Origin of the sequence: Paracoccus sp. PARArs4, from assembly GCF_947311865.1 — a bacterium.
In the GTDB taxonomy this organism is placed as follows: domain Bacteria; phylum Pseudomonadota; class Alphaproteobacteria; order Rhodobacterales; family Rhodobacteraceae; genus Paracoccus; species Paracoccus zeaxanthinifaciens.
In genome coordinates, this window is sequence record NZ_CAMZMW010000008.1 from 118,447 (window position 1) to 144,261 (window position 25,815).

Genomic DNA, 25,815 nt, shown 5'->3' on the forward strand with positions numbered 1-25,815 from the left:
GAAATTACTTTGACGCACAATGTGCGAAAGGAGCTGTCATGCCCAAAGACATGAACGCCATCCAGAATTCGACCGAGATCTTCGAACGCCGCGAGAGCGAGGCCCGCTCGTATTGCCGTGGCATCCCCGCCATGTTCACCGGGGCCCAGGGCTCGATCATGAGCGACAGCGAGGGGAACGAGTATATCGACTTCCTCGCGGGCTGTTCCTCGCTGAACTATGGACATAACGACCCCGACATGAAGGCGGCGCTGATCGACCATATCGCCGGCAATGGCGTGGCGCATGGCCTGGACTTGCATACCGACGCCAAGGCAGGCTTCCTCGAGGCCTTCGAGGCGAACATCCTGAAACCGCGCGGCATGGACCATCGCGTCATGTTCACCGGCCCGACCGGTGCCAACGCCGTCGAGGCGTCGATGAAGATCGCCCGCAAGGTGACCGGTCGCACGAATATCGTGACCTTCACCAACGGCTTCCACGGCGTGACCATGGGCGCGCTGGCCGCGACCGGCAACGGCTATCACCGCGGCGGCGCCGGCATGGACACGCATGGCGTGACGCGCATGCCCTTCGACAGCTATGCCGAAGGCGTCGACAGCGCCGCGCTGCTGGACCAGATGCTGAGCGACAGCTCGGGCGGGATCGACGCGCCTGCGGCGATCATGCTGGAGCTGATCCAGGGCGAAGGCGGCCTGAACGCCGCATCGGCAGAGTTCGTCCGCGCCGTCGCCGACATCGCCAAGCGCCACGGCGCCCTGCTGATCATCGACGACATCCAGGCCGGTTGCGGCCGCAGCGGCAAGTTCTTCTCGTTCGAGGAGATCGGCGTGATGCCCGACATCGTGCCGCTGGCGAAATCCATCTCGGGCTTCGGCCTGCCGCTGGCGATGGTGCTGGTGCGCCCCGAACATGACGTCTTCGGCCCCGCCGAGCACAACGGCACGTTCCGCGGCAACAACCACGCCTTCGTCACCGCCCGCGTCGCGATCGAGAAGTTCTGGTCGGACAAGGCGTTCGAGGCCGAGCTGGCCGACAAGGCCGCCCTGATCGAGAAGCGCCTGACGCAGCTGGCCGACATGATCCCCGGCGCCTACCTCAAGGGCCGTGGCCTGATGCGCGGTGTCGATGTCGGCACCGGCGAACTGGCCGAGGCGATCTGCAAGCGCGCCTTCAAGGATGGCCTGATCATCGAGACCTCGGGGAACGAGGATCAGGTGGTCAAGGTGCTGGCACCGCTGACGACGCCGGTCGCGACCTTCGAGAAGGGCTTCGACATTCTTCTGAACGCTGCACGCGACGTGCTGAAGTAAGACCGCAAAGCGGGAGAAAAATCATGATTGTACGCGATTTCAACAAACTCAAGGGCACCGACCGTTCGGTGTCCGACGCCCAGTGGAACTCGGTCCGCATGCTGCTGGCCGATGACGGAATGGGGTTCTCGTTCCACATCACCACGCTGGAAGCCGGTTCGGAACACACGTTCCACTACAAGCACCACTTCGAGAGCGTGTATTGCATGCAGGGCAAGGGCTCGATCACCGATCTGGCCACCGGCGAGACGCATGAGATCACGCCCGGCGTCATGTATGCGCTGAACCTGCACGACCACCACACCCTGCGCGCCGAAGAGACGCTGGTGATGGCATGCTGCTTCAACCCGCCCGTCACGGGGACCGAGGTCCACCGCGAGGACGGCAGCTATGCCCCCGCCGAGGAGTCGGCATAAGCCATGGGTAGTGCCAGTCACACGGTCGAGAAGATCGGCGGCACGTCCATGTCGCGCGTACACGAGCTGCGCGACACGCTGCTGATCGGGGACCGCACGGGCGACGACCTGTACAACCGCGTCTTCGTGGTGTCGGCCTTCGGCGGCATCACGAACCTGCTTCTCGAACACAAGAAGTCGGGCGAACCCGGCGTCTATGCCGCCTTCGCTGCGGGCGAGGACGACCACGCCTGGATGGCGGCATTGGATCGCGCAAGCGATGCGATGATCGCGGCCCATCGCGACGTCCTCGACCATCCCGGCGATATCGAGCGTGCGGATGCCTTCGTGCGCGATCGCCTTGTCGGTGCGAAGAACTGCCTGATCGACCTGCAGCGCCTGTGCTCCTATGGCCATTTCCGCCTGTCGGAACACATGCTGCAGACGCGCGAGCTGCTGTCGGGCCTGGGCGAGGCGCATTCCGCCTTCGTCACCACCCTGATGCTGCAGCGCGCGGGCGTCACCGCCCGTTTCGTCGACCTGTCGGGTTGGCGCGACGAAGGCGAGGTCAGCCTCGAGGAACGCATCACCGGCGCGATGGAAGGCGTGGATCCCGCATCCGAGATGCCCATCGTCACGGGCTATGCCCAGTGCCGCGAGGGACTGATGCGCGAATTCGACCGGGGCTATTCCGAGGTGACCTTCTCGAAGCTGGCCGCGTTGACCGGCGCGCGGGAAGCGATCATCCACAAGGAATTCCATCTGTCCTCGGCGGATCCGAACCTTGTCGGGCACGAAGCCGTCCGCAAGTTGGGCCGCACGAATTACGACGTGGCCGACCAGCTGTCGAACCTGGGGATGGAGGCGATCCACCCCAAGGCCGCCAAGACGTTGCGCCAGTCGGGCGTCTCGCTGCGCGTCACCAATGCGTTCGAGCCGCACGATCCCGGCACGCTGATCGACGATCAGCCCGCCGAGGAAGCGGCTGTCGAGATCGTCACCGGCCTCGACCTGTTCGCGCTGGAGTTGTTCGAGCAGGACATGGTCGGCGCCAAGGGCTATGACGCGGCGATCCTCGAGGCGCTGACGCGTCACAAGGTGCGCATCGTCAGCAAGGTGTCGAATGCGAACACGATCACGCATTACGTCGATACCAGCCTGAAGGTGCTGCGCCGGGTCGAGAAGGACCTGGCCGAGCGTTATCCTTCGGCGCAGGTGACCTCTCGTGCGGTGGCGATGGCGGCGGCGGTCGGGCGCGACCTGACGGGCCTCGCGGTCCTGTCGCGCGGTCTGGCGGCGCTGGCCGACAACGGGCTGGAAGCGATCGGCGCGACCCAGGGGCCCCGCCCCGTCGAGGTCCAGTACATCGTGGAACGCGACATGCTGAAGCCCGCGATCAAGGCCCTGCACGGCGCGCTGGTCGAAGGCAACGACCAGTTCATCCGCAAGGCGGCCTGATCTTCAGCCGAACGATTTTGTGAAGGGCGTCCCTCGGGGCGCCCTTTTCGCGTGATCCCCTTGCGGCCCGGAACTGCGACGCTTATGTGTAATCCCGTTCGGGGCAACCCGGACTATGGACATAAACGCGCACGTAATAAGCGGATCGGACCCGGGGGCGGTACCCGGCGGCTCCACCAGATACCCTCGTTGGGGGACCATGGGGCCGAAACAGGATCGACGAACGTCTAAAGGTGTTTGCTTTGTCCCGGTGAGCTACCACCGTTATCGGTGCGAATTGTACAGTTGCCAACGACAACCGTGCTCCGGTCGCTCTGGCTGCGTAAGCAGCTCGGGTAACCGAAACCTAACTCCTTGCGCTTAGCCGCGCAAGGCGGGGCCCGCAGGAGCCTTGCAACAGAATCCTGCACCTTTTCCCCATCTCTCGCGAACCGGTCGAATTCGGCCCGTGGCCCCCTTTTCATCCCCCGCCATATCCCTATGCTTGGGGGCAAGGAACGAAAGGTGACGGAATGGCCCGTGCTGGGATCGATTATGGCGGAATGATGCATCGGGCGATGCAGGGTTTGATCGCCGAGGTGCTGCGCAAGATCGCGGATGAGGGGCTGCCGGGCGACCACCACTTCTTCATCACCTTCGACACCCGCGACGAGGGCGTCGAGATGGCCGACTGGCTGCGCCAGCGCTATCCCGAGGAAATGACGATCGTCATCCAGCACTGGTTCGACAACCTCGTGATCGAGGACGATCATTTCACCATCACGCTGAACTTTGGCAACCAGCCCGAGCCGCTGGTCATCCCCTTCGACGCACTGCGCACCTTCGTGGACCCCTCGGTCGAATTCGGCCTGCGATTCGAGACGCAGGACGATGACGACGACGAGGAGGACGAGGAAGAGGGCGCCGAGTTCGAGCTGGATGCCGAGGATGACGGCGACGACACCCCCCCTTCGGGCGGCGGAGAGGTCGTGCGCCTGGACCGCTGGCGCAAGTGATGTCGATGCGGGGTCTCAGCGGGTTTCCGATCACGCCGACCGACCCCGATGGCGATCCCGTTCCCGGTGCCGTCGCGCCCCTGATCCGCCGCATGGCGGATGCCGGGCTGGACAGCGCGGGCGTGCTGGGATCGACCGGCGGATACGCCTATCTGACCGAGACGCAGCGCAGGGACGTGCTGACCGAGGCGCTGGACGCCGCGGGTGACCGCATTCCCGTGATCGCCGGCATCGGTGCATTGCGCGCCGACATGGCCGCGCGGCTGGCACGCCACGCGGCGGACAGCGGTGCGGCGGGCCTGCTGCTGGCGCCCATGTCCTATGCCCCCCTGTTCGAGGACGAGGTGTTCGACCTGTTCGCCCGCGTGGCGGATGCCTCGGACCTGCCGATCTGCATCTACAACAACCCCTCGACCACGCATTTCACCTTCTCGACGGCGCTGCTGGCGCGCCTGGCGACCATCCCGACCGTCACGGCGGTCAAGATGCCGCTGCTGGGCGACGCATCCGAGGTTGCGGCCCTGCGCGCCGCGATGCCCGAAGGTTTCCTGATAGGCTACAGCGCGGATTGGGGCTGTCCGGCGGCACTGCTGGCGGGGGCCGATACCTGGTACAGCGTCGCGGGCGGCATGTGGCCCGCGCAGACGCTGGAACTGGCGCGTGCCGCGCAGGCGGGCGACCGGGCGCGCGTCGCGGAACTGGATCGCCGGTTCGAACCGATCTGGGACCTGTTCCGCCGCTTCGGGGGCTTTCGCACCTGCCACGCGGCCTCGGGTCCGATGGGGCTGACGCCCAGCCGCCCGCCAGCGCCGCTGCGCCCCCTGCCCGATGACGCGATGGCCTCGCTGCTGGCCGCGATCGAGGCGCTTCAAGACTGATCTGCTGGCGCTATCATCCGGCATGCAATCGCATACGAATTGCGCTGCCGGTCCCGCGCGGGTAAAACCCCCGCGAAACGCCAAGGGAGCCTTCGCATGACCGATACCCGCACCGAGACCGACAGCTTCGGCCCGCTGGAGGTTGACGCCTCGAAATACTGGGGCGCGCAGACGCAGCGTTCCATCATGAACTTCCCCATCGGCTGGGAACGCCAGCCCGTCCCGATGATCCGTGCGCTTGGCGCGATCAAGCTGGCCGCCGCCCGCGTGAACCGCGACAATGGCGATCTGGCCGCCGATCTGGCAGCCGCCATGGAACAGGCCGCGACCGAGGTCTTCGAGGGCAAGTTCGACGACAACTTCCCGCTGGTCGTCTGGCAGACGGGTTCGGGTACGCAGTCGAACATGAACGCCAACGAGGTCATCTCGAACCGCGCGATCGAGATCATGGGCGGCGAGAAGGGCAGCAAGAAGCCCGTCCACCCCAACGATCACTGCAACATGGGGCAATCCTCGAACGACACCTTCCCGACCGCGATGCATGTGGCCATCGCCATGCAGGCGCGCGACGTGCTGCTGCCGGGCCTGGACAAGCTGGCATCCGCATTGGAGGCCAAGTCGGACGAGTTCAAGGACATCATCAAGATCGGCCGCACCCATACGCAGGATGCGACGCCGCTGACGCTTGGCCAGGAATTCGGCGGCTATGCCCACCAGGTCCGCAAGGGGATCGAGCGGGTGAAGGCCTGCCTGCCCGACATCTATGAACTGGCGCAGGGCGGCACCGCCGTCGGCACCGGCCTGAACACCAAGAAGGGCTGGGACACGGCCATCGCAGCCGAGATCGCCAAGATCACCGACCTGCCCTTCGTCACCGCCCCCAACAAGTTCGAGGCGCTGGCCGCCCATGACGCGATGGTCATGTTCTCGGGCGCGCTCAAGACGGTCGCGGCATCGCTGTTCAAGATCGCCAACGACATGCGCCTGCTGGGTTCCGGCCCGCGTTCCGGCCTGGGCGAGCTGATCCTGCCCGAGAACGAGCCGGGCAGCAGCATCATGCCGGGCAAGGTGAACCCCACCCAGGCCGAGGCGCTGACCATGGTCTGCGCGCATGTCATGGGCAACGACGCCGCCGTGGGCTTTGCCGGATCGCAGGGCCATTTCGAGCTGAACGTCTACAACCCGATGATGTCCTACAACGTGCTGCAGTCGATGCAGCTTCTGGGCGACGCGGCCAGCAGCTTCACCGACAACATGGTCGTGGGCACCAAAGCCAATGTCGAACGCATCGAGAAGCTGATGAAGGAATCGCTGATGCTGGTCACGGCGCTGGCCCCCACCATCGGCTATGACAACGCCACCAAGGTCGCCAAGACCGCGCACAAGAACGGCACGACCCTGCGCGAAGAGGCGATCGCACTGGGCTTCGTCGATGGCGAGACCTTCGATTGCATCGTCCGCCCCGAGGACATGATCGGCCCCAAGGGCTGATCCCGACCGGCCCATGACGGGCCACTTGACGATGGACCACCGGGGCGCGCTATGCTTGGCGCGCCCCTTTCCCATTCCGGACCCCATGACCCGCATCATCAACCTGCGACAGGCCCGCAAATCCCGCGACCGCGATGCCAAGCGCGCCGAGGGCGACCGCAACGCCGCCCGCTTTGGCGAACCCAAGCACCTGCGCGACGCCCGCGAGGCCGAAGAGACCCGCATCCGCAGCCTGTGGGACGCGCATCGCAAGGATGACGGCGCGGATGATTGACCTGCCGCCCCTTGCCGCGCCCGCCAAACGCTCGGTCACGATCGACGGGCACCGCACCTCGGTCTCGCTGGAAGATGCGTTCTGGCAGGCCCTGCAGGCCGAGGCCCGCGCAAGGGGCACGACCCGCGCGCTGCTGATCGGCCAGATCGACCATGCCCGCCCCCCCGAGGTGGGCCTTGCCACCGCGCTGCGCCTGTTCGTGCTGGCCTGCGCGCAATCGCGCGACTGAAGGCGCTGGCCGATGCCCGCCCCCTGTTGCTAGGCTGGGGCCACCAGACCGGAGGGGACAGATGGGCAGCAAGGCCGCGAAGATGGCGAAATCGGCAGGGCTTGCCACGGATACCAACGCATTGGACGGATTTCGCCGCCTGCTGCGAGAGAACGCCGCCCTGCACGACCGTCACCGCGCGGACATCCTGACATCCGACGACCCCGAATCCGTGCATCAGGCGCGTGTCGCGCTGCGCCGGATGCGCGCGCTTGTCCGGGGGTTCCGGGACATGCTGTCCAGGGATGCGCAGAAGCAGCTTGCCCGCATCCTCAAGGCACGCGGACAGCAGCTGGGGCCGCTGCGCGATGCCGATGTGCGGGCCGAGGCGCTTGGCACCGATGATGCACGCGCGGATGCCGCATGCCTGCGCGGCGAATTGCGCGACCAGCTGCGCGATACGCAGGAGCTGTCGCTCAGGATCGAGGTCGAGCGCGTGCTGCACGACCGCATCCGCGCGATCCGCGGCGATGCGCGGCGCAGGCTGGCCGATGCGCCGCTGCCGGTCATCGCCTCCCGGGCGCTTCAGGTCGCCTGGACCGAGCTTCTGGCATTCGGCCCCGACCTCGACCGGCTGGACCCCGAGGAACTGCACGACTTCCGCAAGCGGTCCAAGGACATGCGTTACTTGTCGGAATTCTTCGGGCGGTTGTTCGACAAGGACGCCGCGCCCATGCAGAAGCGCATGTCCAGGATGCAGGACGCGCTTGGGGTCGTGAACGACCTGGTGACGATGCGCGCCAAGGGGGCCGACCTGCCGAAAGGTGCCGCCAGATCCGAGGAGCGCGCCCGCGCCAAGGCCGCCAAGGCCTGGCGCAAGCTGCGCGGGGCGCCGGTCTGGTGGACCGACATCCCCTGAGGATCAGCCCTTCGGATCGGCCAGCCGCGCGATCAGCGCCGAGGTGTCCCAACGCCCGCCGCCCATGCGCTGGACATCCTTGTAGAACTGATCGACCAGCGCAGTCACCGGCAGGGGCGCGCCCAGCTCGTCGCCGGTCTTCAGGCAGATGCCCAGATCCTTGCGCATCCAGTCGATCGCGAAGCCGAAATCGAACTCCCCCTTGGCCATGGTCTGGTGGCGGTTCTGCATCTGCCAGCTTCCGGCAGCACCCTGGCTGATCACCTCGACCACCTTCTCGATGTCGAGGCCCGCCGTCTGCGCGAAGTTCAGCGATTCCGACAGCGCCTGCACCAGCCCCGCAATGGCGATCTGGTTGCACATCTTGGTCATCTGGCCCGCGCCGACCTCGCCCAGCCGGCGGCAGATCTTGGCATAGGCGTCCATCACCGGCTCGGCCCGGTCGTATTCGCCCTGATCGCCGCCGCACATCACCGACAGCTGCCCGTTCTCGGCGCCCGCCTGCCCGCCCGACACCGGCGCATCGACATAGCCGATCCCGGCATCGCGCGCGGCGGCGGCCAGTTCGCGCGTCACCTCGGCCGAAACCGTGGTGTGATCGACGAAGATGCTGCCTGCCGACATGCCCGCAAAGGCACCGTCGGGGCCAAGGCAGACCGCGCGCAGATCGTCGTCATTGCCCACGCAGGCCATCACGAATTCCGCGCCCGACGCGGCCTCGCGCGGGGTCGCGGCGTGACGTCCGCCATGCTGTTCCGCCCAGGCTTCGGCCTTGGCCGACGTGCGGTTGAAGACGGTCACGTCATGTCCCGCGGCGGCCAGATGCCCCGCCATCGGAAAGCCCATCACGCCCAATCCCAGAAATGCCGTCTTAGCCATACGTCCCCCATGTCGGATAAGTGCCTGCCGCCTTGCGTTGAAATGCCCGCGCGGCTGTCCTATGCAGCACACCACCACCCATGCGCGACGGGGTCAAGAGACACCGGCCGTGCCAGATCCGAGGATCGCGCCCCACATGCTTACCGTGTTCCGTTGGCTTCTGAGGCTGACAGTCGGCCTGATCGTCCTTGCGGTCGTGGCTGCGCTTCTGACCTGGTATTTCGCCGTCAGGTCCCTGCCCGATTACGACGCCTCGTACCGGGTCGAGGGGATATCCGCCCCGGTCGAGATCGTCCGCTCGACCGAGAACGTGCCCCATATCTTCGGCGAGACGGATGCCGACGTGTTCTTCGCCCTGGGGCTTGCCCATGCGCAGGATCGCCTGTTCCAGATGACGATGCTGCGCCGCGCAGCCCAGGGCCGCCTGGCCGAGGTGATGGGCCCGCAGGCCCTGTCCGCCGACGACCTTGCGCGCAGGCTCGGGCTCTATCGCAACGCGCAGGCATCGCTGGCGTCGCAGGACCAGCCCACCCGCGAGGCGCTGAACGCCTATGCCGCCGGGGTGAACCAGTGGATCGGCATCGTGAACGACGGGGCGATGGGGCGCGGCGCGCCGGAATTCTTCCTGTTCCCCGATGTCATCACCTATTGGACGCCGACCGATTCCCTCGCGATCCTCAAGCTGATGGCCGCAGGCGCGACGGGTGCCGCCACCGACGAGATCATGCGCGCCCGCCTGTCGCTGGCCGATACACAGCACGGGATCGAGATCGCGGCGCGTCCGGGCATCCCTGCCGACCTTCCGGCCTATGCCTCGCTGTTCCCGAACGCGCGCCTGGGCGTTCCCGAACGCCGCACCGGCCCGCAGGACACCCCCGAGGCGATGGGCTATCTTGCGCCCGGCCCGCAGCTGGGCGGCAATGCCTTCGGCGCCTCGCCCGACCGCACGGCGGCGGACGGCACGCTGCTGGCGGTCGACCTGCACAGCAGCCTGACGGCGCCGTCTCTCTATTACCTTGCGCGGTTGCAGCTGCAGGAAGGCGGCGTGATCGGCGCGACCATTCCGGGCATGCCGGTCATCTTCGCGGGCCGCAGCCCCTCGCTGTCCTGGTCGCTGTCGCCTGCTGCGGTCGACGATTCCGATATCGCGATCGAGGAGGTCCAGCCCGGCAACAGCGACCGCTATCGCGGCATCGGCGGCTGGACCGGCTTCGACACCCGGTCCGAGACGATCCGCGTGCTGGACGATGCGCCGCGCACCATCACCCTGCGCGAGACCGCGAACGGCCCCGTGGTGCCCAGCCTTGCCCCCGGCCTGCGCGACGTGACGCCCATCGGCCATGTCCCCGCCCTGCGCTGGACGGGCCTGTCGCGCAAGGATGCCAGCATGTCCGCGCTGATCGGCGTGATGCGCGCCCAAGATGTCGCCGCCGCGACCGAGGCATTGGGCCACATGACCGCGCCGGCGCTGAACGCGATGCTGGCCGACCGGCAGGGCGTGACGCATCTTCAGGCCGGCGCGATGCCCGAACGGGCCGAGGATCACCCAACCGCGGGCGCGATGCCCAGCCCCGGCTGGCTGCCGCAGGCCGCATGGCGCGGCGTCCTTGCCCTGTCGCGCAACGCCGTCGAGGGTCGCGACGGCGTCAGCATCGCCACCGAGGAACCGGGACGTTCGGCCATGCGCCACACCCGCCTGACCCGCCTGCTGCAGGATCGCGACATCCATTCGCGCGACAGCTTCATCGCGGCGCAGCTGGACATCGTCAGCCCCGCCGCCCGCACCCTGCTGCCGCTGGTGGGCGCGGACCTTTGGTTCACCGACGATCCCGCAGCCCCCGGCACGCCCGAACGCCAGCGCCAGGACGCGCTGGCCCTGCTGGCCGAATGGGACGGCTCCATGAGCGAGCACCTGCCCGAGCCGCTGATCTATTCGGCATGGATGGCCGCGCTGCAGGACCGCCTGATCCGGGACGAGATCGGTCCCCTGGCCGACGACCTGTTCCGCCTTCAGCCGAACTTCATCGATGCCGTCTATCGCAACCGCATGGGCGCGTCGCGCTGGTGCGACATCGTCCAAAGCGCCGTGACCGAGGATTGCACCACCATCGCCCGGCAGGCGCTGGACCGCGCGATCCTGGACCTTGCCGCGCGTTTCGGTCCCGATGTCGCAAGCTGGCGTTGGGGCGATCAGCACCAGGCGCGGCACATCCATCCGGGCCTCGGCGCGGTGCCTGCGCTCGGCTGGATCGTGAACATCAACCAGTCGGTGTCGGGCGGCGATTTCACTGTGGCACGTTCAGCGACCAAGGGCCGGGGCGACGATCCGTTCCTGGCGCGAGACGGCGCGGGGTTCCGGGGCGTGTTCGACCTGGCCGATCCCGACAGCTCGGTCTTCGTGACCTCGACGGGGCAATCCGGCCATCCGCTGTCGCGGCATTACGACGACCTGTCGGGCCTGTGGCGCCGGGGCGAATACGTCACCATGTCGCTGGATCCGGAACTTGCGCGGGCAGCCGCCACGGGCATCACCACGCTGACGCCCAAGCCCTGAAAAGAAAACGGGGGCCGACCGGCCCCCGTTTCGCATTCACGCCCTGCGGCGATCAGAAGTGGATCGCGCGCCCATATGCGTCCAGCACGGATTCGTGCATCATCTCGGACAGGGTCGGGTGCGGGAAGACGGTCTCCATCAGGTCCTCCTCGGTGGTCTCCAGCTGGCGACCCACGACATAGCCCTGGATCAGCTCGGTCACCTCGGCGCCGACCATGTGCGCGCCCAGCAGCTCGCCCGTCTTGGCGTCGAAGATGGTCTTGACCAGCCCCTCGGGTTCGCCAAGCGCGATGGCCTTGCCGTTGCCGATGAAGGGGAACTTGCCGACCTTGATGTCATAGCCCGCTTCCTTGGCCTTGGCCTCGGTCATGCCGACGGATGCGACCTGCGGATGGCAGTAGGTGCAGCCCGCGATGCTGCCCGGCTTGATCGGATGCGGCTTGCCGCCCGCGATCAGTTCCGCGACCATCACGCCCTCGTGGCTGGCCTTGTGCGCCAGCCAGGGCGCGCCCGCCAGATCGCCGATGGCAAAGACGCCCTCGACCCCGGTGCGGCAGTATTCGTCCGTCACGACATGGGTGCGATCGACCTTGATCCCGGCCTCTTCCAGGCCAAGTCCCTCGGTATTGCCGACGATGCCCACGGCCGAGATGACGGTGTCGAATTCCATCGTCTGGGTTTTGCCGCCGGTCTCGATATGGGCGGTGACCTTGTCGCCCTTGCGGTCCAGCTTCTTGACCGTCGCCTTTTCCATGATCGTCATGCCCTGCTTGACGAACTGCTTCTTGGCGAAGGCGCTGATCTCGGCATCCTCGACCGGCAGGACGCGGTCCATGACCTCGACCACGGTCGTGTCGGCGCCGAGCGTGTTGTAGAAGCTGGCGAATTCGATCCCGATCGCACCCGAGCCGATGACCAGCAGCTTCTTGGGCATGTGCGGCGGCTGCAGCGCATGCTTGTAGTTCCAGACCAGCTTGCCATCGGGTTCGAGGCCCGGCAGCTCGCGCGCACGCGCGCCGGTGGCCAGCACGATGGATTTCGCGGTGATCTCCTCGGTGCCCTTGTCGGTCTTGACGGTGACCTTGCCCTTGCCGGCCAGGGTCGCCTCGCCCATGATCGTGGTGACCTTGTTCTTCTTGAACAGGTGGCCGATGCCGCCCGACAGCTGCTTGGCGACGCCGCGCGACCGCTTTACCACGGCATCGAGATCATAGCCGATGCCGTCGGCCTTCAGGCCGAATTCCTTGGCGCGGTGCATCAGGTGGAACACCTCGGACGAGCGCAGCATCGCCTTGGTCGGGATGCAGCCCCAGTTCAGGCAGATCCCGCCCAGATGCTCTCGTTCGATGCAGGCCACCTTCAGGCCCAGCTGCGCGCCACGGATCGCGGCGACATAGCCGCCCGGTCCGGCGCCGATCACCACCATGTCGAAATTCTGGGCCATCATGTCCCCCGGCTGACTGAGATTTAGTTCAGCGTTAAATCATTTCCGGGGTGGCAGCAAGCCGGGCCCTGTCGCGGACCCGGCGGCGGTCGTCAGGGCTGGCGGGGTTCCGCGCCCTGTTCGGGATCCTCGGCAGGCTCGGACGGTTCCAGCGCATCGCGGTCCAGATCCTCGCCGCTCAGCTCGGGCTGGTCCTCGTGAGCCTCGTCCTCGGGCTGGTCCCCGGGGGTATCCTGCGCCTCGTCCAGAACGGCCTCGACCATGACGGTCGTGGCGTTCGGACCGATGACGGCATAGTTGCCCTGCTCCTCGACGGTCAGGCCGGCACGCTGCGTGGTCCGCCATCCGGCATATCCCGTCAGAAGCGCCAGAAGAACACCCATGTAGATCCAGAACCCGTCCGGCCCAACGACGCCCATCAGCCAGCCGGTGAAGATCGGGCCGGCCATCGACCCCACGCCATAGATGAACAGAAGCCCCGCCGATGCCGATGCCATGTCCGACTGGTCCAGATAGTCGTTGGTATAGGCGATCAGCAGTGCATAGATCGGGTTGGCCGCCCCGCCCATGATCGCGCCCGCGATCACCAGGCCCAAGGTGCCCGGCTGCGCGGCGATCACGCCCAGCCCGCACAGCCCGCCGACCGCCGCCAGGATCATCACCAGCCGACGGCGGTCATAGCGGTCCGAGATCCAGCCGATGGGATATTGCAGCACCAGCCCGCCCGCATAGCTTGCCGCCACGAACAGCGAGATCTGCGCGACCGACAACCCAACCAGCGCCCCCCAGACCGAGGACATGCCCGACAGCACGGCCAGCACGCCCCCCATCAGGAAGATGCCCACGCAGCCCAGCGGCGACGCGCGATAGAGGTCGCCGAAGCTCATCCGCTTGATCGTCTCGAACTGGGGCGCGGGCTTGGCCGACAGAAGGATCGGCGTGAAGGCCAGCGAGACCAGCACCGAGGGGATGACGAACAGCAGGAACCCCGCGGGATCGGCGGTGTTCAGCAGCATCTGCGCCAGCACGATGCCCAGCAGCTGCACGATCATGTAGGCCGACAGCGCCTGGCCGCGGTTCTCGTTCGTCGAACCCGCGTTCAGCCAGCTCTCGGCCGAGATGTACACCCCGCAGAAGCAATAGCCGATGAGGAAGCGCAGGAAGGTCCAGGCGATCCAGTGCGGCTCGACCGGGAACAGGATCAGCGTGGCGGAAATCAGCGATCCCAGCGCCGCGAAGACGCGCACATGGCCCACGTTCTGGATCAGGCCGGGGACGGTCAGGCTGCCGACGAGGAAACCGCCGAAATAGCCGGCCATGACCAGCGACATCTGGAAGGTCGGGATACCCTCGATCCCGCCGCGGATGCCCAGCAGCGTGCCCTGCATCCCGTTGCCCACCATCAGCAGCAGGATGCCCAGGAAAAGGGGCCAGGTTGTGCGCAGCACGGAGGTCATGGGCAGGCTCGTTTGTCAGCAGGGGAATCGGAACGCTTCGCCTAGCGCCGATAACACAGCCGCCATGACCTTTAAACGACCCTAAGGGATCAAAAGCGACGCATCGCCATAGCTGAAGAAACGATAGCGTGAAGCGACCGCATGGTCGTAGATCGCGCGGATCCGGTCCTGCCCCATCAGCGCGGATACCAGCATCAGCAGCGTCGATTTCGGCAGGTGGAAATTCGTCATCAGCGCATCGGCCACGCGGAAGGCATGCCCCGGATAGATGAAGATATCGGTCTTGCCCGCGAAGGGCGCGATGGGCGCATCGCCCGCAGCCGGGTTGAGCGCCGGATCGGCCGCCGATTCGATCAGCCGCAGGGCGGTGGTGCCGACGGGAATGACGCGGCGCCCCTCCGCCTTGGCGGCATTGATGCGGGCGGCGGCGTCAGCGGTGACCTGGCCCCATTCCGAATGCATGCGGTGGGTCGTCACGTCATCGACCTTGACCGGCAGGAAGGTTCCGGCGCCGACATGCAGCGTGACATGCACGAACTCGACCCCGCGTTCGCGCAGCGCCTCCAGCAGGGGCGCGTCGAAATGCAGGCTGGCGGTAGGGGCCGCGACGGCGCCCTGGTTCTCGGCCCAGACGGTCTGGTAATCGTCGTGATCCTGTTCGTCGGGCGCGCGCAGCGCCGCGATATAGGGCGGCAGCGGCATCGCCCCGACCTGCGCCAGCGCCCGGTCGAAGGCGTCGCCCTCTGCGTCGAAGACCAGCCGCAATCCGCCATCCGCGATCTGGGCAACGGTGGCCGACAGGTCGGGGCCGAAGCGGATCACCTCGCCCTCGCGCAGCTTGCGCAGGGGCTTGGCCAGTGCCTGCCAGCCCTCGGATGCGGGTTCCAGCAGAGTGACCTCGATCTTGGCGACCGCCTCGCCCTCGGGGGTCTGGCGGGTGCGGATGCCGGTCAGGCGCGCGGGAATGACCTTGGTGTCGTTCAGCACCAGCACGTCGCCCGCGCGCAGGATCTGCGGCAGATCGAAGACGTGCCTGTCCGCGATGCCATGACCTTCCGCCAGCAGCAGTCGTGCATGGCTGCGCGGACGCGCGGGGCGCGTCGCGATCAGCCCCTCGGGCAGGTCGAAATCGAAATCCGAAAGCTTCATGTGCGGGCTTCTGCGCCAGCCCCGGCCTTCCGTCAAGAAGGCTTGATGACCGACCAAAGAAGTCGGTCTTTACTTTTCCGATGGAATTGGTCAGAGATTGCGCGGAAGGAGCCCGCATGATCGTCTGTCACTGCACCCAGATTTCCGACCGGGACATCCGCGCAGCCATCGACTGGATGCGCGAGGCCGATCCCCAGACCATCATCACGCCGGGCAAGATCTATCATGCCCTTGGCAAGCGTGCCGATTGCGGTGGTTGCATGCCACTGTTTCTGGACACCATGCGTGCCTGCGATAAGCTGGGTGTCGCGCCGCCGATTTTGCGGCCCGGAACAGACAGCTACAAGGAACGCAGCCATGAAGGGCGACCCCAAGGTCATCGAATATCTCAACGCCGCGCTTCGGTCTGAGCTGACCGCGGTCAGCCAGTACTGGCTCCACTATCGCCTGCAGGAAGACTGGGGCTTCGGCAAGATCGCGAAGAAATCGCGCGAGGAATCGATCGAGGAGATGCACCACGCCGATCGCCTGATCGAGCGAATCATCTTCCTCGAAGGGCATCCGAACCTGCAGAAGCTGGACCCGCTGCGCATCGGGCAGGACCTGAAGGAAACGCTGGAAAGCGACCTTGCCGCCGAGCACGAGGCCCGCACCCTATATATCGAGGCGCGGGATTATTGCGAGAGCGTGGGCGATTACGTCAGCAAGAACCTGTTCGAGAACCTGATCCAGGACGAGGAAGGCCATATCGACTTCCTCGAAACCCAGCTGGGCCTGTACGAGACGATCGGCGCCCAGAACTATGGCCACCTGAACGCGAGCCCCGCGGATCAGGCCGAAAAGGACGATGCCTGAAACATGGACAAGGGGGCCGCGGCCCCCTTTCCTATGCCAGCCAGTCGCGCGCCAGGTCCGGCAGCGCGTCGAAATGGTCCAGCATCGCATCGGGCGCCAGCCGGCCGATCGCAGCACCCTCGGGGCCGAAGCTGACCAGCGCCACGCGCACACCCGCCGCAGCAGCCGTCTTGCGGTCGGTTTCCGTATCCCCGATCAGGAAGGACCGCGTCACCGTGCCGCCCGCCTGTTCGACCGCCGCCTGATAGGGGCGCGGATCGGGCTTGCGCACCGGCAGCGTGTCCGCGCCGATCATCGCGGCAAAGCGGTCGCGGATGCCCAGCCTGTGCAGCAGATCCTCGGCCAGGCCCGCGGGCTTGTTCGTGCAGACCGACAGGATGTGCCCGTCCGCCGCCAGCCGGTCCAGCGCAGCCTCGACCCCGGGATAGAGCCGCGTGTGCACCGCGATGGCCGCGCCATAGTGATCCAGCAGGCGGTGGAAATCCTGGTCCTCGGCCTCGGGGGGGATCAGCACGTCCTGCGGCGCGCGCGCATATCCGGCCCGCAGCATCGCGCGCCCGCCATGGAACGCGATCAGCGCGTCGGCCACCGGGTCCAGCAGATCGCCAAGGCCGCGCCCGCGAAAGCACGCATTCGCCGCCGCGATCAGATCGCCCGACGTATCGGCCAGCGTCCCGTCCAGATCGAAGACCACCGTTCCCGCCATTCATGCCTCCTTCGAAACGATCCGAAAACAAAGGTGAATGCGCCGGGGCTTTCCAGCGCACCCCGCCCCGATTAGAACGCCGGGGCAAGAAAGCAAACAGGCGATGGGGTCGGCATGTCGGAAAATGCGGTGGCAGTGGTAATCCTTGCGGCGGGTCAGGGCAGCCGCATGCAGTCTGACCTGCCAAAGGTCCTTCACCGCCTGGGCGGGGTGCCGCTGGTGGGCCACGCGCTGTCGGGCGCGCGCAGCCTGGACCCCGAACAGATCGTCGTCGTGACGGGCCACGGGTCCGAGGCGGTATCGCGCGCGGTCGCCAAGCTGGACCCCGAGGTGCAATGCGTCCTGCAGGCCGAACAGCTGGGCACCGGCCATGCCGTCCAGCAGGCCCTGCCCCAGCTGGAAGGGTTCCAGGGCAAGGTCGTCATCCTCTATGGCGACACTCCCTTCATCGGCGAGGATACGCTCGCCGCGCTGTCCAGCCACGATGCCGACCTGGTGGTCCTGGGCTTCGAGGCCGAGGATCCGGGCCGCTATGGCCGCCTGGTCGTGACCGACAAGGGGCTGGAACGGATCGTCGAATACAAGGATGCCGACGAGGCCACGCGCCAGATCGCGCTGTGCAATTCGGGCGTCATGGCGCTGGACGCGGACCTGCTGCGCCTGCTGATCGTGCGGCTGTCCGACGACAATGCCGCCGGCGAATACTATCTGACCGACCTGGTGGCGCTGGCCCGCGCCGAAGGCCGCCGCGCCGATGTCGTCACCTGCGACGAGGAAGAGACCCTCGGCATCAACACCCGCGCCGAGCTGGCCCGCGCCGAGGCGCTGTTCCAGTCCCGCGCCCGCGCCCGCGCGATGGATGACGGCGTCACCCTGTCCGATCCGGGCAGCGTGTTCTTCGCGCAGGACACCGTGATCGGGCGCGATGCGATCATCGGGCAGAACGTGGTCTTCGGTCCCGGCGTCACGATCGAATCGGGGGCCGAGGTGCTGCCCTTCTGCCATCTCGAGGGTTGCCACCTCAGCGCGGGCGCGACGGTCGGTCCCTTCGCCCGCCTGCGCCCCGGCGCGGAACTGGGCGGCGACGTGCATGTCGGCAACTTCGTCGAGATCAAGAACACCGTCCTGGACGAGGGCGTGAAGGTCGGGCACCTGACCTATCTGGGCGACGCGCATGTGGGCGAGGCCACGAATATCGGCGCGGGCACGATCACCTGCAACTATGACGGCGTGATGAAGCATCGCACCACCATCGGCGCGCGTGCCTTCATCGGCAGCGACACGATGCTGGTCGCCCCCGTCACCGTCGGCGCGGATGCGATGACCGGATCGGGTTCGGTCATCACCGAGGACGTGCCCGACGGCGCATTGGCGATCGGACGCGCGCGGCAGGCCACGAAACCCGGCCTTGCGACGCGCCTGATGGCCGCGCTGCGTGCCAAGAAGGAGACGCGCTGATGTGCGGCATCATCGGAATCCTCGGCAGCCACGAAGTGTCCCCCCAACTGGTCGAGGCGCTGCGCAGGCTGGAATATCGCGGCTATGACAGCGCGGGCGTCGCGACTGTGGACGCATCCGGGCGGCTGGACCGCCGCCGCGCGGTCGGCAAGCTGGTGAACCTGTCGGACCGGCTGGTCCACGACCCCCTGCCCGGTCATGTCGGCATCGGCCATACCCGTTGGGCCACCCACGGTGCCGCGACCGAGGCGAACGCCCACCCCCACCAGTCCGGCCCCGTCGCCGTCGTCCATAACGGCATCATCGAGAATTTCCGCGAATTGCGCGCCGAACTGCAGGAACTGGGCATCCAGCCCCAGTCCCAGACCGACACGGAAACCGTGGCGCTGTGGACCGCGCATTACCTGCAGCAGGGCATGTCTCCGCTGGAGGCCGCGCGCAGGACGCTGTCGCGGCTGGACGGCGCCTTCGCGCTGGCCTTCCTGTTCGAGGGGCAGGCCGATCTGCTGATCGCCGCGCGCAAGGGCAGCCCGCTGGCCATCGGCCACGGCACGAACGAGATGTTCCTCGGCTCGGACGCGGTGGCGCTGGCGCCCTTCACCGACCGTATCACCTATCTCGAGGATGGCGACCATGCCGTCCTGACCCGCGCGGGCGTCGATGTCTTCGACGCGGCGGGCCAGCCCGTGCAGCGTGCGACGAACCGCATCGACGTGGGCGCCACGGCCATCGACAAGGGCGGCTATCGCCACTTCATGGCCAAGGAGATCGCCGAGCAGCCCGCCGTCATCGGCGACGTGCTGAACCATTACGTCAAGGACGACCGCATCATCCTGCCCGAGGGGCTGGACTTCACCGATGTGGACCGCATCTCGCTGGTGGGTTGCGGCACCGCGCATCTGGCGGGGCATGTCGCGAAATACTGGTTCGAGCAGCTTGCCGGCCTGCCCTGCGACATCGATGTCGCCTCCGAGTTCCGCTATCGCGAGCCGCCGCTGTCGGATCGCAGCTGGTTCGTCGCCATCAGCCAGTCGGGCGAGACCGCCGACACGCTGGCCGCCCTGCACTATGCCCGCGCCCATGTCGCACGGACCGTGGGGCTGGTGAACGTGGGCACCTCGGCCATCGCGCGCGACAGCGACGTGGCCCTGCCGACGCTGGCGGGGATCGAGGTCAGCGTGGCCTCGTCCAAGGCCTTCACCTGCCAGCTGGCGGTGCTGGCCGTACTGGCGCTGAAGGCGGCACATGATCGCGGGCGGATCGACGACCAGGCGCTGGCGGCGCATCTGCGCGACCTGCGCTCGGTCCCCGCGCTGCTGTCGCAGGCGCTGGCGCTGACGGATGATTGCCGCAAGCATGCCGACTGGCTGGCGACGGCGCGCGACGTGCTGTACCTGGGCCGGGGCGCGCTGTATCCCGTCGCGCTGGAAGGCGCGCTGAAGCTGAAGGAGCTGAGCTATATCCACGCCGAGGGCTATGCCTCGGGCGAGCTGAAGCACGGCCCCATCGCGCTGATCGACGGCGACGTGCCGGTCGTCGTGCTGGCACCGCATGATGCGCTGTTCGACAAGACCATCTCGAACATGCAGGAGGTCATGGCCCGCCACGGTCGCGTGCTGCTGATCTCGGATGCGGGCGGGATCGCCGCTGCAGGCGAAGGCGTGACGGCCAGCCTGACGCTGCCTTCGGGCGGGGGCGTGTTCCAGCCGATGCTGTACGCGGTGCCGATGCAGTATCTCGCCTATCACACGGCGGTCGCCAAGGGGACCGACGTGGACCAGCCGAGGAACCTTGCGAAATCCGTCACTGTCGAGTGACGAAAAGGCCCGCCGATCATGGCGGGCCTTTTCTTTGCAGCCCCTCGTTTCAGGCGCTCGTTACAGGCGGCGGAAGGTCACGTAATGGGGCGCGCGCCCTTCGCGCAGGGCCTTCTGTTCATAGCGGGTGCTGATCCAGTCATCCCAGGGCTGATCGGTATCGGCGATCATCTCGAACCCCGCGGGGGGCACCTCTTCGCGGGTCTGGCGGATGTAGTCCGGGATGTCGCTGGCCACGCGGAAGATCCCGCCCGCCTTCATCACCCGCGCAAGCGGCAGCAGATGTTCGGGCGTCACGAAGCGGCGGCGGTGATGGCGCGCCTTGGGCCAGGGGTCGGGATACATGAGGAACGCACGCTCGATGCTGGCATCGGGCAGCACGTCCATCAGGTCGCGCGCATCCCCGGGATGCACGCTGACATTCTGGACGCCCGCTTCGCGGATCTTGCCCAGGAGCATGGCGACGCCGTTGATGAAGGGCTCGCAGCCGATGATGCCCATCTGCGGATGCGTCTTGGCCATGTGGACCATGTGCTCGCCCCCGCCGAAGCCGACCTCAAGCCAGACCGGGCGGTCATCGCCGAAGATCGCGGCCGGGTCGATGGGCGTGCGGTCGGGGTTGTCCTGGTGCGTGATGCCGCGCGGGCGCAATTCGCCCAGATCCTCGGACAGGTATCCCTTCTGGCTCTGGCGCAGGGTCTTGCCGTGACGGCGGCCATAGAAGTTCCGCCGGGGCGGGTTCGGATCGAATGTGGATTTGGGTTCGTCGCTCATGGGCAAGCGAATTGGCGCAAGGCGGCAGTCATTGCAAGCCCCCTTGTGCAAGCCCCCTTGCGCAAGGGGCCGCTGGTTTCCCACCGGCCCCGGAAGTGCTCAGTCGGCCATCAGGCGGCTGACGATGACGGTGACTTCGGGCTTCTTGCCGATCTCCTCCATCGAGACCTGGCGGGTGATCTTGCGGACCGCCTCTTCCATCTTGTCGTCGTCGCGGACGGTGCGGCGGTCGGCGCGCTCCAGGAACTCGGCCAGCTCGGCCTCGATCATCTGGTCCAGCTCGGTCCCCGAACGGCCACGGACCGGAAGGCCCATCAGCTCGACCCAGGCGTCGGGCAGCGCGTTGTCGTCCTCGTCGATGATGACGCTGACGGTCGCCTGGCCGTTCAGGGCCATGCGGATGCGGTCGCGCACAACGCCGTCCATCGCGCCGATCAGCACGTTGCCGTCCAGGTACAGGCGGCCCGTCTCGATCTGGTCGACGATCTTGGGGGCGGTGCCGGTCAGATCGGCCATCGCGCCGTTCACGATCACCTCGGCCGACATGCCCTTGGCGCGCGCCAGCATCACGTGCTCGCGCAGGTGCAGGTGTTCGCCATGCATCGGGATGATCGTGGCGGGCTTCAGCACCTCGTGCATGGTCTCGATGTCGGGGCGGTTCGCGTGGCCCGACACGTGATAGAGCCCGTCATCGGCGTCATAGACCTCGACGCCCATCTCGCTCAGCGCGTTCATGATGCGCCCCACCGACTTCTCGTTGCCGGGAATGGTCTTCGAACTGAAGAGGAAGCTGTCCCCCGTCTTGAGCGACAGCCCCAGATAGCGGCCACGCGACAGCTGCGCGCTGGCGGCGCGGCGTTCGCCCTGGCTGCCGGTCACGATCAGCATCACCTCGTTGCGGGGCAGCTTCGCGGCCTCTTCGGGGCCGATGGTGTCGGGGAAGTCCGACAGGATCCCCGTCTCGATCCCGACCGAGACCATGCGGCGCATGGCGCGGCCCAGAAGGCAGATCTTGCGACCGCCGGCCTTGGCCGCATCGGCCAGCGTCTTCAGACGCGCGATGTTGCTGGCAAAGGTGGTGGCCACGACCATGTTCGGCTGCGCCATGACCCATTCCAGGATCGGGTTCGCCAGCAGCGCCTCGGACCGGCCCGGATGCGTCGAGAAGATGTTGGTGCTGTCGCAGGTCAGGACCTTGATCCCGCCATCGACCTCGGTCGCGATCTGCTTCCACGCGACCGGATCCCAAGCATCGCCGACGACCGGCGTGCCGTCCAGCTTGAAGTCGCCCGTGTGCAGCACGCGGCCCGCAGGCGTGTCGATGATCAGCGCGCTGCTTTCGGGGATCGAGTGGCTGATCGGCGCATATTGCACCTTGAAGGGGCCAAGCTCGGTCACCTCGGGGCGTGCCTCGACGATGCGGACGGTATCGGCGGGGTGGCCCGCCTCTTCCAGCTTCAGCCGGATCAGCGACCCGGTGAAGCGGCGGGCATAGATCGGAACCTCCAGCCGGGACCACAGGTGGCCCAGCCCGCCCAGGTGATCCTCGTGTCCGTGGGTCACGAAGATCGCCTCGAGGCGGTGCTTGTTCTTCTCCAGCCAGGCGATATCCGGCATGATCAGGTCGATGCCCGGTGCACTTTCCATGTCCCCGAAGGTGACGCCCAGGTCGACCAGGATCAGCCGTTCCTTGCCCGGCGCGCCATATCCGTAGACATAGGCGTTCATGCCGATTTCGCCCGCGCCGCCAAGCGGCAGATAGATCAGGCGGTCAGCCATTGCCCATCTCCTTGTTGTAATCGTGGATGAGCCGAAGCCCATGCATTGTAAGATCGTCTTCGATAGCGTCGAACAGGTCAAATCCCTGATCGAACAACGGGGCAAGCCCCCCGGTTGCAATGACCTTCATGGGGCGGTCGCGTTCGGCGCGGATACGCGCGACGATGCCTTCGACCAGGCCCAGATATCCCCAGAACACGCCCGACTGGATGCAGGCGACGGTATTCGTGCCGATGACCTGCGTGGGCATGGTGATGTCCACATGCGGCAGTGACGCGGCCCCCATGTGCAGCGCCTCCAGCGACAGGTTCACCCCCGGCGCGATCGCGCCCCCGATATAGGCGCCGTCCACATCCACCACGTCCAGTGTCGTGGCGGTGCCGAAATCGACCACGATCAGGTCCGGCCCGTGGCGGTCATAGGCGCCGACCGTGTTCACCAGCCTGTCCGGTCCCACCGTCGTGCCGGGATCGACGCGCGGCGGCACCGGCAGCAGGCAGTCGGGCTTGCCCACGACCAGCGGGCGCGTGTCGAAGTAGCGGTTGCACAGGACGCGCAGGTTGAACACCACGCGCGGCGCGGTGGCGCTGATGATGCAGGCGTCTATCTGCAGCTCGAACCGCTGGACGGCGATCAGCGTGGACAGCCAGACATAGTATTCGTCCGCCGTGCGGCGGTGATCGGTGCGGATGCGCCAATGGGCCAGGAACTTCGTGCCGTCCCAGACCGAGAAGACGGTGTTCGTGTTGCCCGTGTCGATGCAGAGAAGCATGTCTCAGCCCCCGAAATGGATGTCGGCGGCAGAGATCGCATGACGCCCGCGCGGGCCGGTCAGGATCAGCGCGCCGCTGTCGTCGATGCCGTCGAAGCGGCCCGTGAACTCGGCCGTGCCGGTGCGGGCCACGATGGTCTCGCCCAGCTTGGCGGCACGGGACAGCCACGCGTTGCGCACCGGCCCGAAGCCGTAGGCGCGCATCTGGCGGTGCCAGTGGTCGAAGGCCGGGGCCAGCGCGTCCAGCATCTCGTCCGGGGTCACGGCCATGCCCGTCTCGGCCAAAAGGCTGACGGGGCGCATGGCCTGTGCCTCGACCTCGGCGGTGTCGGGGGCCTCGGAGAGGTTGATGCCGATGCCGATCGCCAGAAGGCCCAGCCGATCGCCCGCGCCCGTGCTCTCCAGCAGGATGCCCGACAGCTTGCCGCCGTTCAGCAGCACGTCGTTCGGCCATTTCAGCGCGAAACCCGGCTGCGGACCGCAAAGGGTGCGCAGCGCGTCATGGACCGCCAGCGCCGCCACGAAGGACAGCCGCGCCGCGTCCCCCGCCCCGCCTTCGGGACGCAGGACCAGCGTCGCCGCGAAATTGCCCTGCGGGTCGCGCCAGGCACGCCCGCGGCGGCCGCGGCCGGCCTCCTGGCGATAGGCCATGATCCAGGCGGGGCCCGTCAGGTCGGGGCCGCGCCGGAACGCTTCCGCATTGGTGCTGTCCACACGGTCGAGGACGTGGCGTGCCACGCCCTCGGGCCATGCTTCGGTCGACGGATTACTCACCCGCCACGGTCGCGGCCTCGGCCCCGCCCACAAGCGATTGCGCGGCCGTCGCCGCCGCATCGTCGATGCCCAGCATCGTCACCGCGCCCAGCAGCAGCGCAGCCGCGGGCACCAGCAGCGACCCGCATTGCACAAGGCCCATGCGGCTCTCGGCATGGTCGGTATCGGCACCGAAGAACATGTAGTACACGATGCGGAGATAGTAGAACGCCCCGATGACCGAGGCGATGACGCCCGCGACCGCCAGCCACGCCTTGCCGCCATCGACCGCGGCCGACAGCACGCCGTATTTCGCGAAGAAGCCCAGGAAGGGCGGCACGCCCGCAAGGCTGAACATCAGGAACAGCACGGCCACGCCGGTCAGCGGGTTGCTGATCGCGAAGCGGTTCAGGCTGTCCAGCGACACGACCGGCTGCCCGTCGCGTTCCAGCGACAGGATGAAGGCGAAGGTGCCCACGTTCATCACCGCATAGATCGCCATATACAGCAGCATCGCCTGCACGCCATAGGCGCTGCCGGCGGCCAGGCCCACCAGCGCGAAGCCCATATGCGCGATCGAGCTGTAGGCCATCAGGCGCTTGATGTTGCGCTGGCCGATCCCCGCGATGGACCCCACGAACATCGACAGGACCGCGAGGGCCGCGATGATCTGGCTCCAGTCGCCGGGTACGTTGCCGAAGGCGTCGAACATCAGGCGCGCGATCAGCGCCATCGCGGCGACCTTGGGCGCGGTCGCCAGGAACGCCGTCACCGGCGAGGGCGAGCCCTCGTAGACATCGGGCGTCCACATGTGGAACGGCACCGCGCTGACCTTGAAGGCCAGGCCCACCAGCAGGAAGACCAGGCCGAACAGCAGGCCCAGGGGCAGGCTGCCCGCCTGCACGACCTCGATGATGCCCGCGAAGCTGGTCGTGCCCGCAAAGCCGTAGACCAGCGACGCACCATAGAGCAGCAGCCCCGAGCTGAGCGCGCCCAGCACGAAGTACTTCAGACCGGCCTCGGAGGATTTCACGCTCTCGCGGCGCATGGCGGCCACGACATAGAGCGCGAGGGATTGCAGCTCCAGCCCCATGTACAGCGTCAGCAGGTCGCCCGCCGACACCATCACCATCATCCCCAGCGAAGCCAGCACGATCAGGATCGGGTATTCGAAGCGCATCAGCTTGTGGCGCTGCATGTAATCCGCGCTCATGGCCAGGACGGCGGCGCCCGACAGCAGGATGGTCACCTTGGCAAAGCGCGCGAAGGCGTCGTCGGTGAACATGCCGGAGAACGCCGTCTGGTCGGGTCGGTCCGCCACGCCCAGATACAGCCCCGTCAGCAGCATGGCCGCGACGCTGGTCCACAGGATCGGGCGCGCGATGGCGTCCTTGCCCAGATAGGCCCCCGCCATCAGCGCCGCCAGCGCATAGATCGCAAGCCACAACTCGGGCAGGACGGTCGAGAGATCAAGTCCGGTCATCTTG

Annotated in this window: 24 protein-coding genes and 1 other RNA gene; 15 read left to right on the forward strand and 10 right to left on the reverse strand. The window is 67.1% G+C overall.

Annotation, left to right across the window (positions count from 1 at the left end; genetic code table 11):
- Positions 1 to 38: 38 nt before the first annotated feature.
- From ectB to QMZ16_RS08725, 10 genes are all read left to right on the forward strand, one after another.
- Positions 39 to 1,313, forward strand: coding sequence for a diaminobutyrate--2-oxoglutarate transaminase (ectB, locus tag QMZ16_RS08680; RefSeq protein WP_282602938.1), 1,275 nt, complete (start codon positions 39 to 41; stop codon positions 1,311 to 1,313).
- Positions 1,314 to 1,336: 23 nt separating this feature from the next.
- Positions 1,337 to 1,729 carry an ectoine synthase gene (locus tag QMZ16_RS08685; RefSeq protein WP_022706450.1) on the forward strand — a complete coding sequence of 131 codons (393 nt, stop codon included), beginning with the start codon at positions 1,337 to 1,339 and terminating at the stop codon, positions 1,727 to 1,729.
- Positions 1,730 to 1,732: 3 nt separating this feature from the next.
- Positions 1,733 to 3,166 (forward strand): aspartate kinase, encoded by a 1,434-nt coding sequence (locus QMZ16_RS08690; protein WP_282602939.1) that lies wholly within the window; start codon positions 1,733 to 1,735, stop codon positions 3,164 to 3,166.
- Between the two features lie 56 nt (positions 3,167 to 3,222).
- Positions 3,223 to 3,577, forward strand: a transfer-messenger RNA (tmRNA) gene (gene ssrA / locus QMZ16_RS08695).
- A 101-nt stretch (positions 3,578 to 3,678) separates the two neighbouring features.
- Positions 3,679 to 4,161 carry a ClpXP protease specificity-enhancing factor SspB gene (locus QMZ16_RS08700; protein ID WP_282602940.1) on the forward strand — a complete coding sequence of 161 codons (483 nt, stop codon included), beginning with the start codon at positions 3,679 to 3,681 and terminating at the stop codon, positions 4,159 to 4,161.
- Between the two features lie 5 nt (positions 4,162 to 4,166).
- Positions 4,167 to 5,039, forward strand: a complete 873-nt coding sequence (locus QMZ16_RS08705; RefSeq protein ID WP_282602941.1) for a dihydrodipicolinate synthase family protein — start codon at positions 4,167 to 4,169, stop codon at positions 5,037 to 5,039.
- Between the two features lie 96 nt (positions 5,040 to 5,135).
- Positions 5,136 to 6,530 carry a class II fumarate hydratase gene (gene fumC, locus QMZ16_RS08710; RefSeq protein ID WP_282602942.1) on the forward strand — a complete coding sequence of 465 codons (1,395 nt, stop codon included), beginning with the start codon at positions 5,136 to 5,138 and terminating at the stop codon, positions 6,528 to 6,530.
- 85 nt (positions 6,531 to 6,615) lie between these two features.
- On the forward strand, positions 6,616 to 6,804 hold the full coding sequence (locus QMZ16_RS08715) for a DUF4169 family protein (RefSeq protein WP_282602943.1): 189 nt from the start codon (positions 6,616 to 6,618) through the stop codon (positions 6,802 to 6,804).
- On the forward strand, positions 6,797 to 7,033 hold the full coding sequence (locus tag QMZ16_RS08720; RefSeq protein WP_022706456.1) for a ribbon-helix-helix domain-containing protein: 237 nt from the start codon (positions 6,797 to 6,799) through the stop codon (positions 7,031 to 7,033). Before QMZ16_RS08715 ends, QMZ16_RS08720 begins: the two co-directional genes overlap by 8 nt.
- Positions 7,034 to 7,094: 61 nt before the next feature.
- Positions 7,095 to 7,931 carry a CHAD domain-containing protein gene (locus QMZ16_RS08725; RefSeq protein WP_282602944.1) on the forward strand — a complete coding sequence of 279 codons (837 nt, stop codon included), beginning with the start codon at positions 7,095 to 7,097 and terminating at the stop codon, positions 7,929 to 7,931.
- Positions 7,932 to 7,934: 3 nt separating this feature from the next.
- Here the strand turns inward: QMZ16_RS08725 and QMZ16_RS08730 are convergent, their stop codons facing one another.
- The gene (locus tag QMZ16_RS08730) at positions 7,935 to 8,810 is read right to left on the reverse strand and encodes an NAD(P)-dependent oxidoreductase (protein ID WP_282602945.1); all 876 of its coding nucleotides are present in this window, start codon (positions 8,808 to 8,810) and stop codon (positions 7,935 to 7,937) included.
- Positions 8,811 to 8,946: 136 nt separating this feature from the next.
- Here QMZ16_RS08730 and QMZ16_RS08735 point away from each other — a divergent pair, with 136 nt between their 5' ends.
- On the forward strand, positions 8,947 to 11,364 hold the full coding sequence (locus tag QMZ16_RS08735) for a penicillin acylase family protein (protein WP_282602946.1): 2,418 nt from the start codon (positions 8,947 to 8,949) through the stop codon (positions 11,362 to 11,364).
- Between the two features lie 52 nt (positions 11,365 to 11,416).
- Here the strand turns inward: QMZ16_RS08735 and lpdA are convergent, their stop codons facing one another.
- From lpdA to queA, 3 genes are all read right to left on the reverse strand, one after another.
- Positions 11,417 to 12,811, reverse strand: a complete 1,395-nt coding sequence (gene lpdA / locus QMZ16_RS08740; RefSeq protein ID WP_282602947.1) for a dihydrolipoyl dehydrogenase — start codon at positions 12,809 to 12,811, stop codon at positions 11,417 to 11,419.
- Positions 12,812 to 12,900: 89 nt separating this feature from the next.
- Positions 12,901 to 14,265: an MFS transporter gene (locus QMZ16_RS08745; RefSeq protein WP_282602948.1), complete on the reverse strand. Its 1,365-nt coding sequence runs from the start codon at positions 14,263 to 14,265 to the stop codon at positions 12,901 to 12,903.
- A gap of 81 nt (positions 14,266 to 14,346) precedes the next feature.
- Positions 14,347 to 15,414, reverse strand: a complete 1,068-nt coding sequence (gene queA / locus QMZ16_RS08750) for a tRNA preQ1(34) S-adenosylmethionine ribosyltransferase-isomerase QueA (protein ID WP_282602949.1) — start codon at positions 15,412 to 15,414, stop codon at positions 14,347 to 14,349.
- 116 nt (positions 15,415 to 15,530) lie between these two features.
- Here queA and QMZ16_RS08755 point away from each other — a divergent pair, with 116 nt between their 5' ends.
- Both QMZ16_RS08755 and bfr read left to right on the forward strand, forming a co-directional pair.
- Positions 15,531 to 15,824 (forward strand): (2Fe-2S)-binding protein, encoded by a 294-nt coding sequence (locus QMZ16_RS08755; RefSeq protein ID WP_084686448.1) that lies wholly within the window; start codon positions 15,531 to 15,533, stop codon positions 15,822 to 15,824.
- On the forward strand, positions 15,772 to 16,269 hold the full coding sequence (bfr, locus tag QMZ16_RS08760) for a bacterioferritin (RefSeq protein WP_022706464.1): 498 nt from the start codon (positions 15,772 to 15,774) through the stop codon (positions 16,267 to 16,269). The genes QMZ16_RS08755 and bfr overlap by 53 nt, the downstream gene beginning before the upstream one ends.
- A 31-nt stretch (positions 16,270 to 16,300) precedes the next feature.
- Here bfr and QMZ16_RS08765 read toward each other — a convergent pair whose 3' ends face one another.
- On the reverse strand, positions 16,301 to 16,975 hold the full coding sequence (locus tag QMZ16_RS08765; protein ID WP_282602950.1) for an HAD-IA family hydrolase: 675 nt from the start codon (positions 16,973 to 16,975) through the stop codon (positions 16,301 to 16,303).
- A gap of 114 nt (positions 16,976 to 17,089) precedes the next feature.
- Between QMZ16_RS08765 and glmU the strand changes: the two genes are divergently transcribed.
- On the forward strand, positions 17,090 to 18,433 hold the full coding sequence (glmU, locus tag QMZ16_RS08770) for a bifunctional UDP-N-acetylglucosamine diphosphorylase/glucosamine-1-phosphate N-acetyltransferase GlmU (protein WP_282602951.1): 1,344 nt from the start codon (positions 17,090 to 17,092) through the stop codon (positions 18,431 to 18,433).
- The gene (glmS, locus tag QMZ16_RS08775; RefSeq protein WP_282602952.1) at positions 18,433 to 20,250 is read left to right on the forward strand and encodes a glutamine--fructose-6-phosphate transaminase (isomerizing); all 1,818 of its coding nucleotides are present in this window, start codon (positions 18,433 to 18,435) and stop codon (positions 20,248 to 20,250) included. The genes glmU and glmS overlap by 1 nt, the downstream gene beginning before the upstream one ends.
- Before the next feature lie 60 nt (positions 20,251 to 20,310).
- Here the strand turns inward: glmS and trmB are convergent, their stop codons facing one another.
- The 5 genes from trmB to nuoN form a co-directional block, all read right to left on the reverse strand.
- Positions 20,311 to 21,024, reverse strand: coding sequence for a tRNA (guanosine(46)-N7)-methyltransferase TrmB (gene trmB / locus QMZ16_RS08780; protein ID WP_282602953.1), 714 nt, complete (start codon positions 21,022 to 21,024; stop codon positions 20,311 to 20,313).
- 99 nt (positions 21,025 to 21,123) lie between these two features.
- Complete coding sequence (locus tag QMZ16_RS08785; RefSeq protein WP_282602954.1) at positions 21,124 to 22,803, reverse strand: ribonuclease J; 1,680 nt, start codon at positions 22,801 to 22,803, stop codon at positions 21,124 to 21,126.
- Positions 22,796 to 23,575, reverse strand: a complete 780-nt coding sequence (locus QMZ16_RS08790) for a type III pantothenate kinase (RefSeq protein WP_022706470.1) — start codon at positions 23,573 to 23,575, stop codon at positions 22,796 to 22,798. Before QMZ16_RS08790 ends, QMZ16_RS08785 begins: the two co-directional genes overlap by 8 nt.
- 3 nt (positions 23,576 to 23,578) lie before the next feature.
- A complete protein-coding gene (locus tag QMZ16_RS08795; protein WP_282602955.1) occupies positions 23,579 to 24,313 on the reverse strand; it encodes a biotin--[acetyl-CoA-carboxylase] ligase in 735 nt (244 codons plus the stop codon).
- A 28-nt stretch (positions 24,314 to 24,341) separates the two neighbouring features.
- On the reverse strand, positions 24,342 to 25,811 hold the full coding sequence (nuoN, locus tag QMZ16_RS08800) for an NADH-quinone oxidoreductase subunit NuoN (protein ID WP_022706472.1): 1,470 nt from the start codon (positions 25,809 to 25,811) through the stop codon (positions 24,342 to 24,344).
- Between the last annotated feature and the right edge of the window lie 4 nt (positions 25,812 to 25,815).

Coding starts and splice junctions, on each gene's coding strand:
- QMZ16_RS08785 (WP_282602954.1), bottom strand. CDS start 22,803: ATGGCTGACCGCCTGATCTATCTGCCGCTTGGCGGCGCGGGCGAAATC.
- QMZ16_RS08790 (WP_022706470.1), bottom strand. CDS start 23,575: ATGCTTCTCTGCATCGACACGGGCAACACGAACACCGTCTTCTCGGTC.
- QMZ16_RS08765 (WP_282602950.1), bottom strand. CDS start 16,975: ATGGCGGGAACGGTGGTCTTCGATCTGGACGGGACGCTGGCCGATACG.
- trmB (WP_282602953.1), bottom strand. CDS start 21,024: ATGAGCGACGAACCCAAATCCACATTCGATCCGAACCCGCCCCGGCGG.
- glmU (WP_282602951.1), top strand. CDS start 17,090: ATGTCGGAAAATGCGGTGGCAGTGGTAATCCTTGCGGCGGGTCAGGGC.
- lpdA (WP_282602947.1), bottom strand. CDS start 12,811: ATGATGGCCCAGAATTTCGACATGGTGGTGATCGGCGCCGGACCGGGC.
- QMZ16_RS08690 (WP_282602939.1), top strand. CDS start 1,733: ATGGGTAGTGCCAGTCACACGGTCGAGAAGATCGGCGGCACGTCCATG.
- fumC (WP_282602942.1), top strand. CDS start 5,136: ATGACCGATACCCGCACCGAGACCGACAGCTTCGGCCCGCTGGAGGTT.
- QMZ16_RS08735 (WP_282602946.1), top strand. CDS start 8,947: ATGCTTACCGTGTTCCGTTGGCTTCTGAGGCTGACAGTCGGCCTGATC.
- glmS (WP_282602952.1), top strand. CDS start 18,433: ATGTGCGGCATCATCGGAATCCTCGGCAGCCACGAAGTGTCCCCCCAA.
- queA (WP_282602949.1), bottom strand. CDS start 15,414: ATGAAGCTTTCGGATTTCGATTTCGACCTGCCCGAGGGGCTGATCGCG.
- QMZ16_RS08725 (WP_282602944.1), top strand. CDS start 7,095: ATGGGCAGCAAGGCCGCGAAGATGGCGAAATCGGCAGGGCTTGCCACG.
- QMZ16_RS08700 (WP_282602940.1), top strand. CDS start 3,679: ATGGCCCGTGCTGGGATCGATTATGGCGGAATGATGCATCGGGCGATG.
- QMZ16_RS08715 (WP_282602943.1), top strand. CDS start 6,616: ATGACCCGCATCATCAACCTGCGACAGGCCCGCAAATCCCGCGACCGC.
- QMZ16_RS08720 (WP_022706456.1), top strand. CDS start 6,797: ATGATTGACCTGCCGCCCCTTGCCGCGCCCGCCAAACGCTCGGTCACG.
- QMZ16_RS08755 (WP_084686448.1), top strand. CDS start 15,531: ATGATCGTCTGTCACTGCACCCAGATTTCCGACCGGGACATCCGCGCA.
- bfr (WP_022706464.1), top strand. CDS start 15,772: ATGAAGGGCGACCCCAAGGTCATCGAATATCTCAACGCCGCGCTTCGG.
- ectB (WP_282602938.1), top strand. CDS start 39: ATGCCCAAAGACATGAACGCCATCCAGAATTCGACCGAGATCTTCGAA.
- QMZ16_RS08705 (WP_282602941.1), top strand. CDS start 4,167: ATGCGGGGTCTCAGCGGGTTTCCGATCACGCCGACCGACCCCGATGGC.
- QMZ16_RS08745 (WP_282602948.1), bottom strand. CDS start 14,265: ATGACCTCCGTGCTGCGCACAACCTGGCCCCTTTTCCTGGGCATCCTG.
- QMZ16_RS08730 (WP_282602945.1), bottom strand. CDS start 8,810: ATGGCTAAGACGGCATTTCTGGGATTGGGCGTGATGGGCTTTCCGATG.
- nuoN (WP_022706472.1), bottom strand. CDS start 25,811: ATGACCGGACTTGATCTCTCGACCGTCCTGCCCGAGTTGTGGCTTGCG.
- QMZ16_RS08685 (WP_022706450.1), top strand. CDS start 1,337: ATGATTGTACGCGATTTCAACAAACTCAAGGGCACCGACCGTTCGGTG.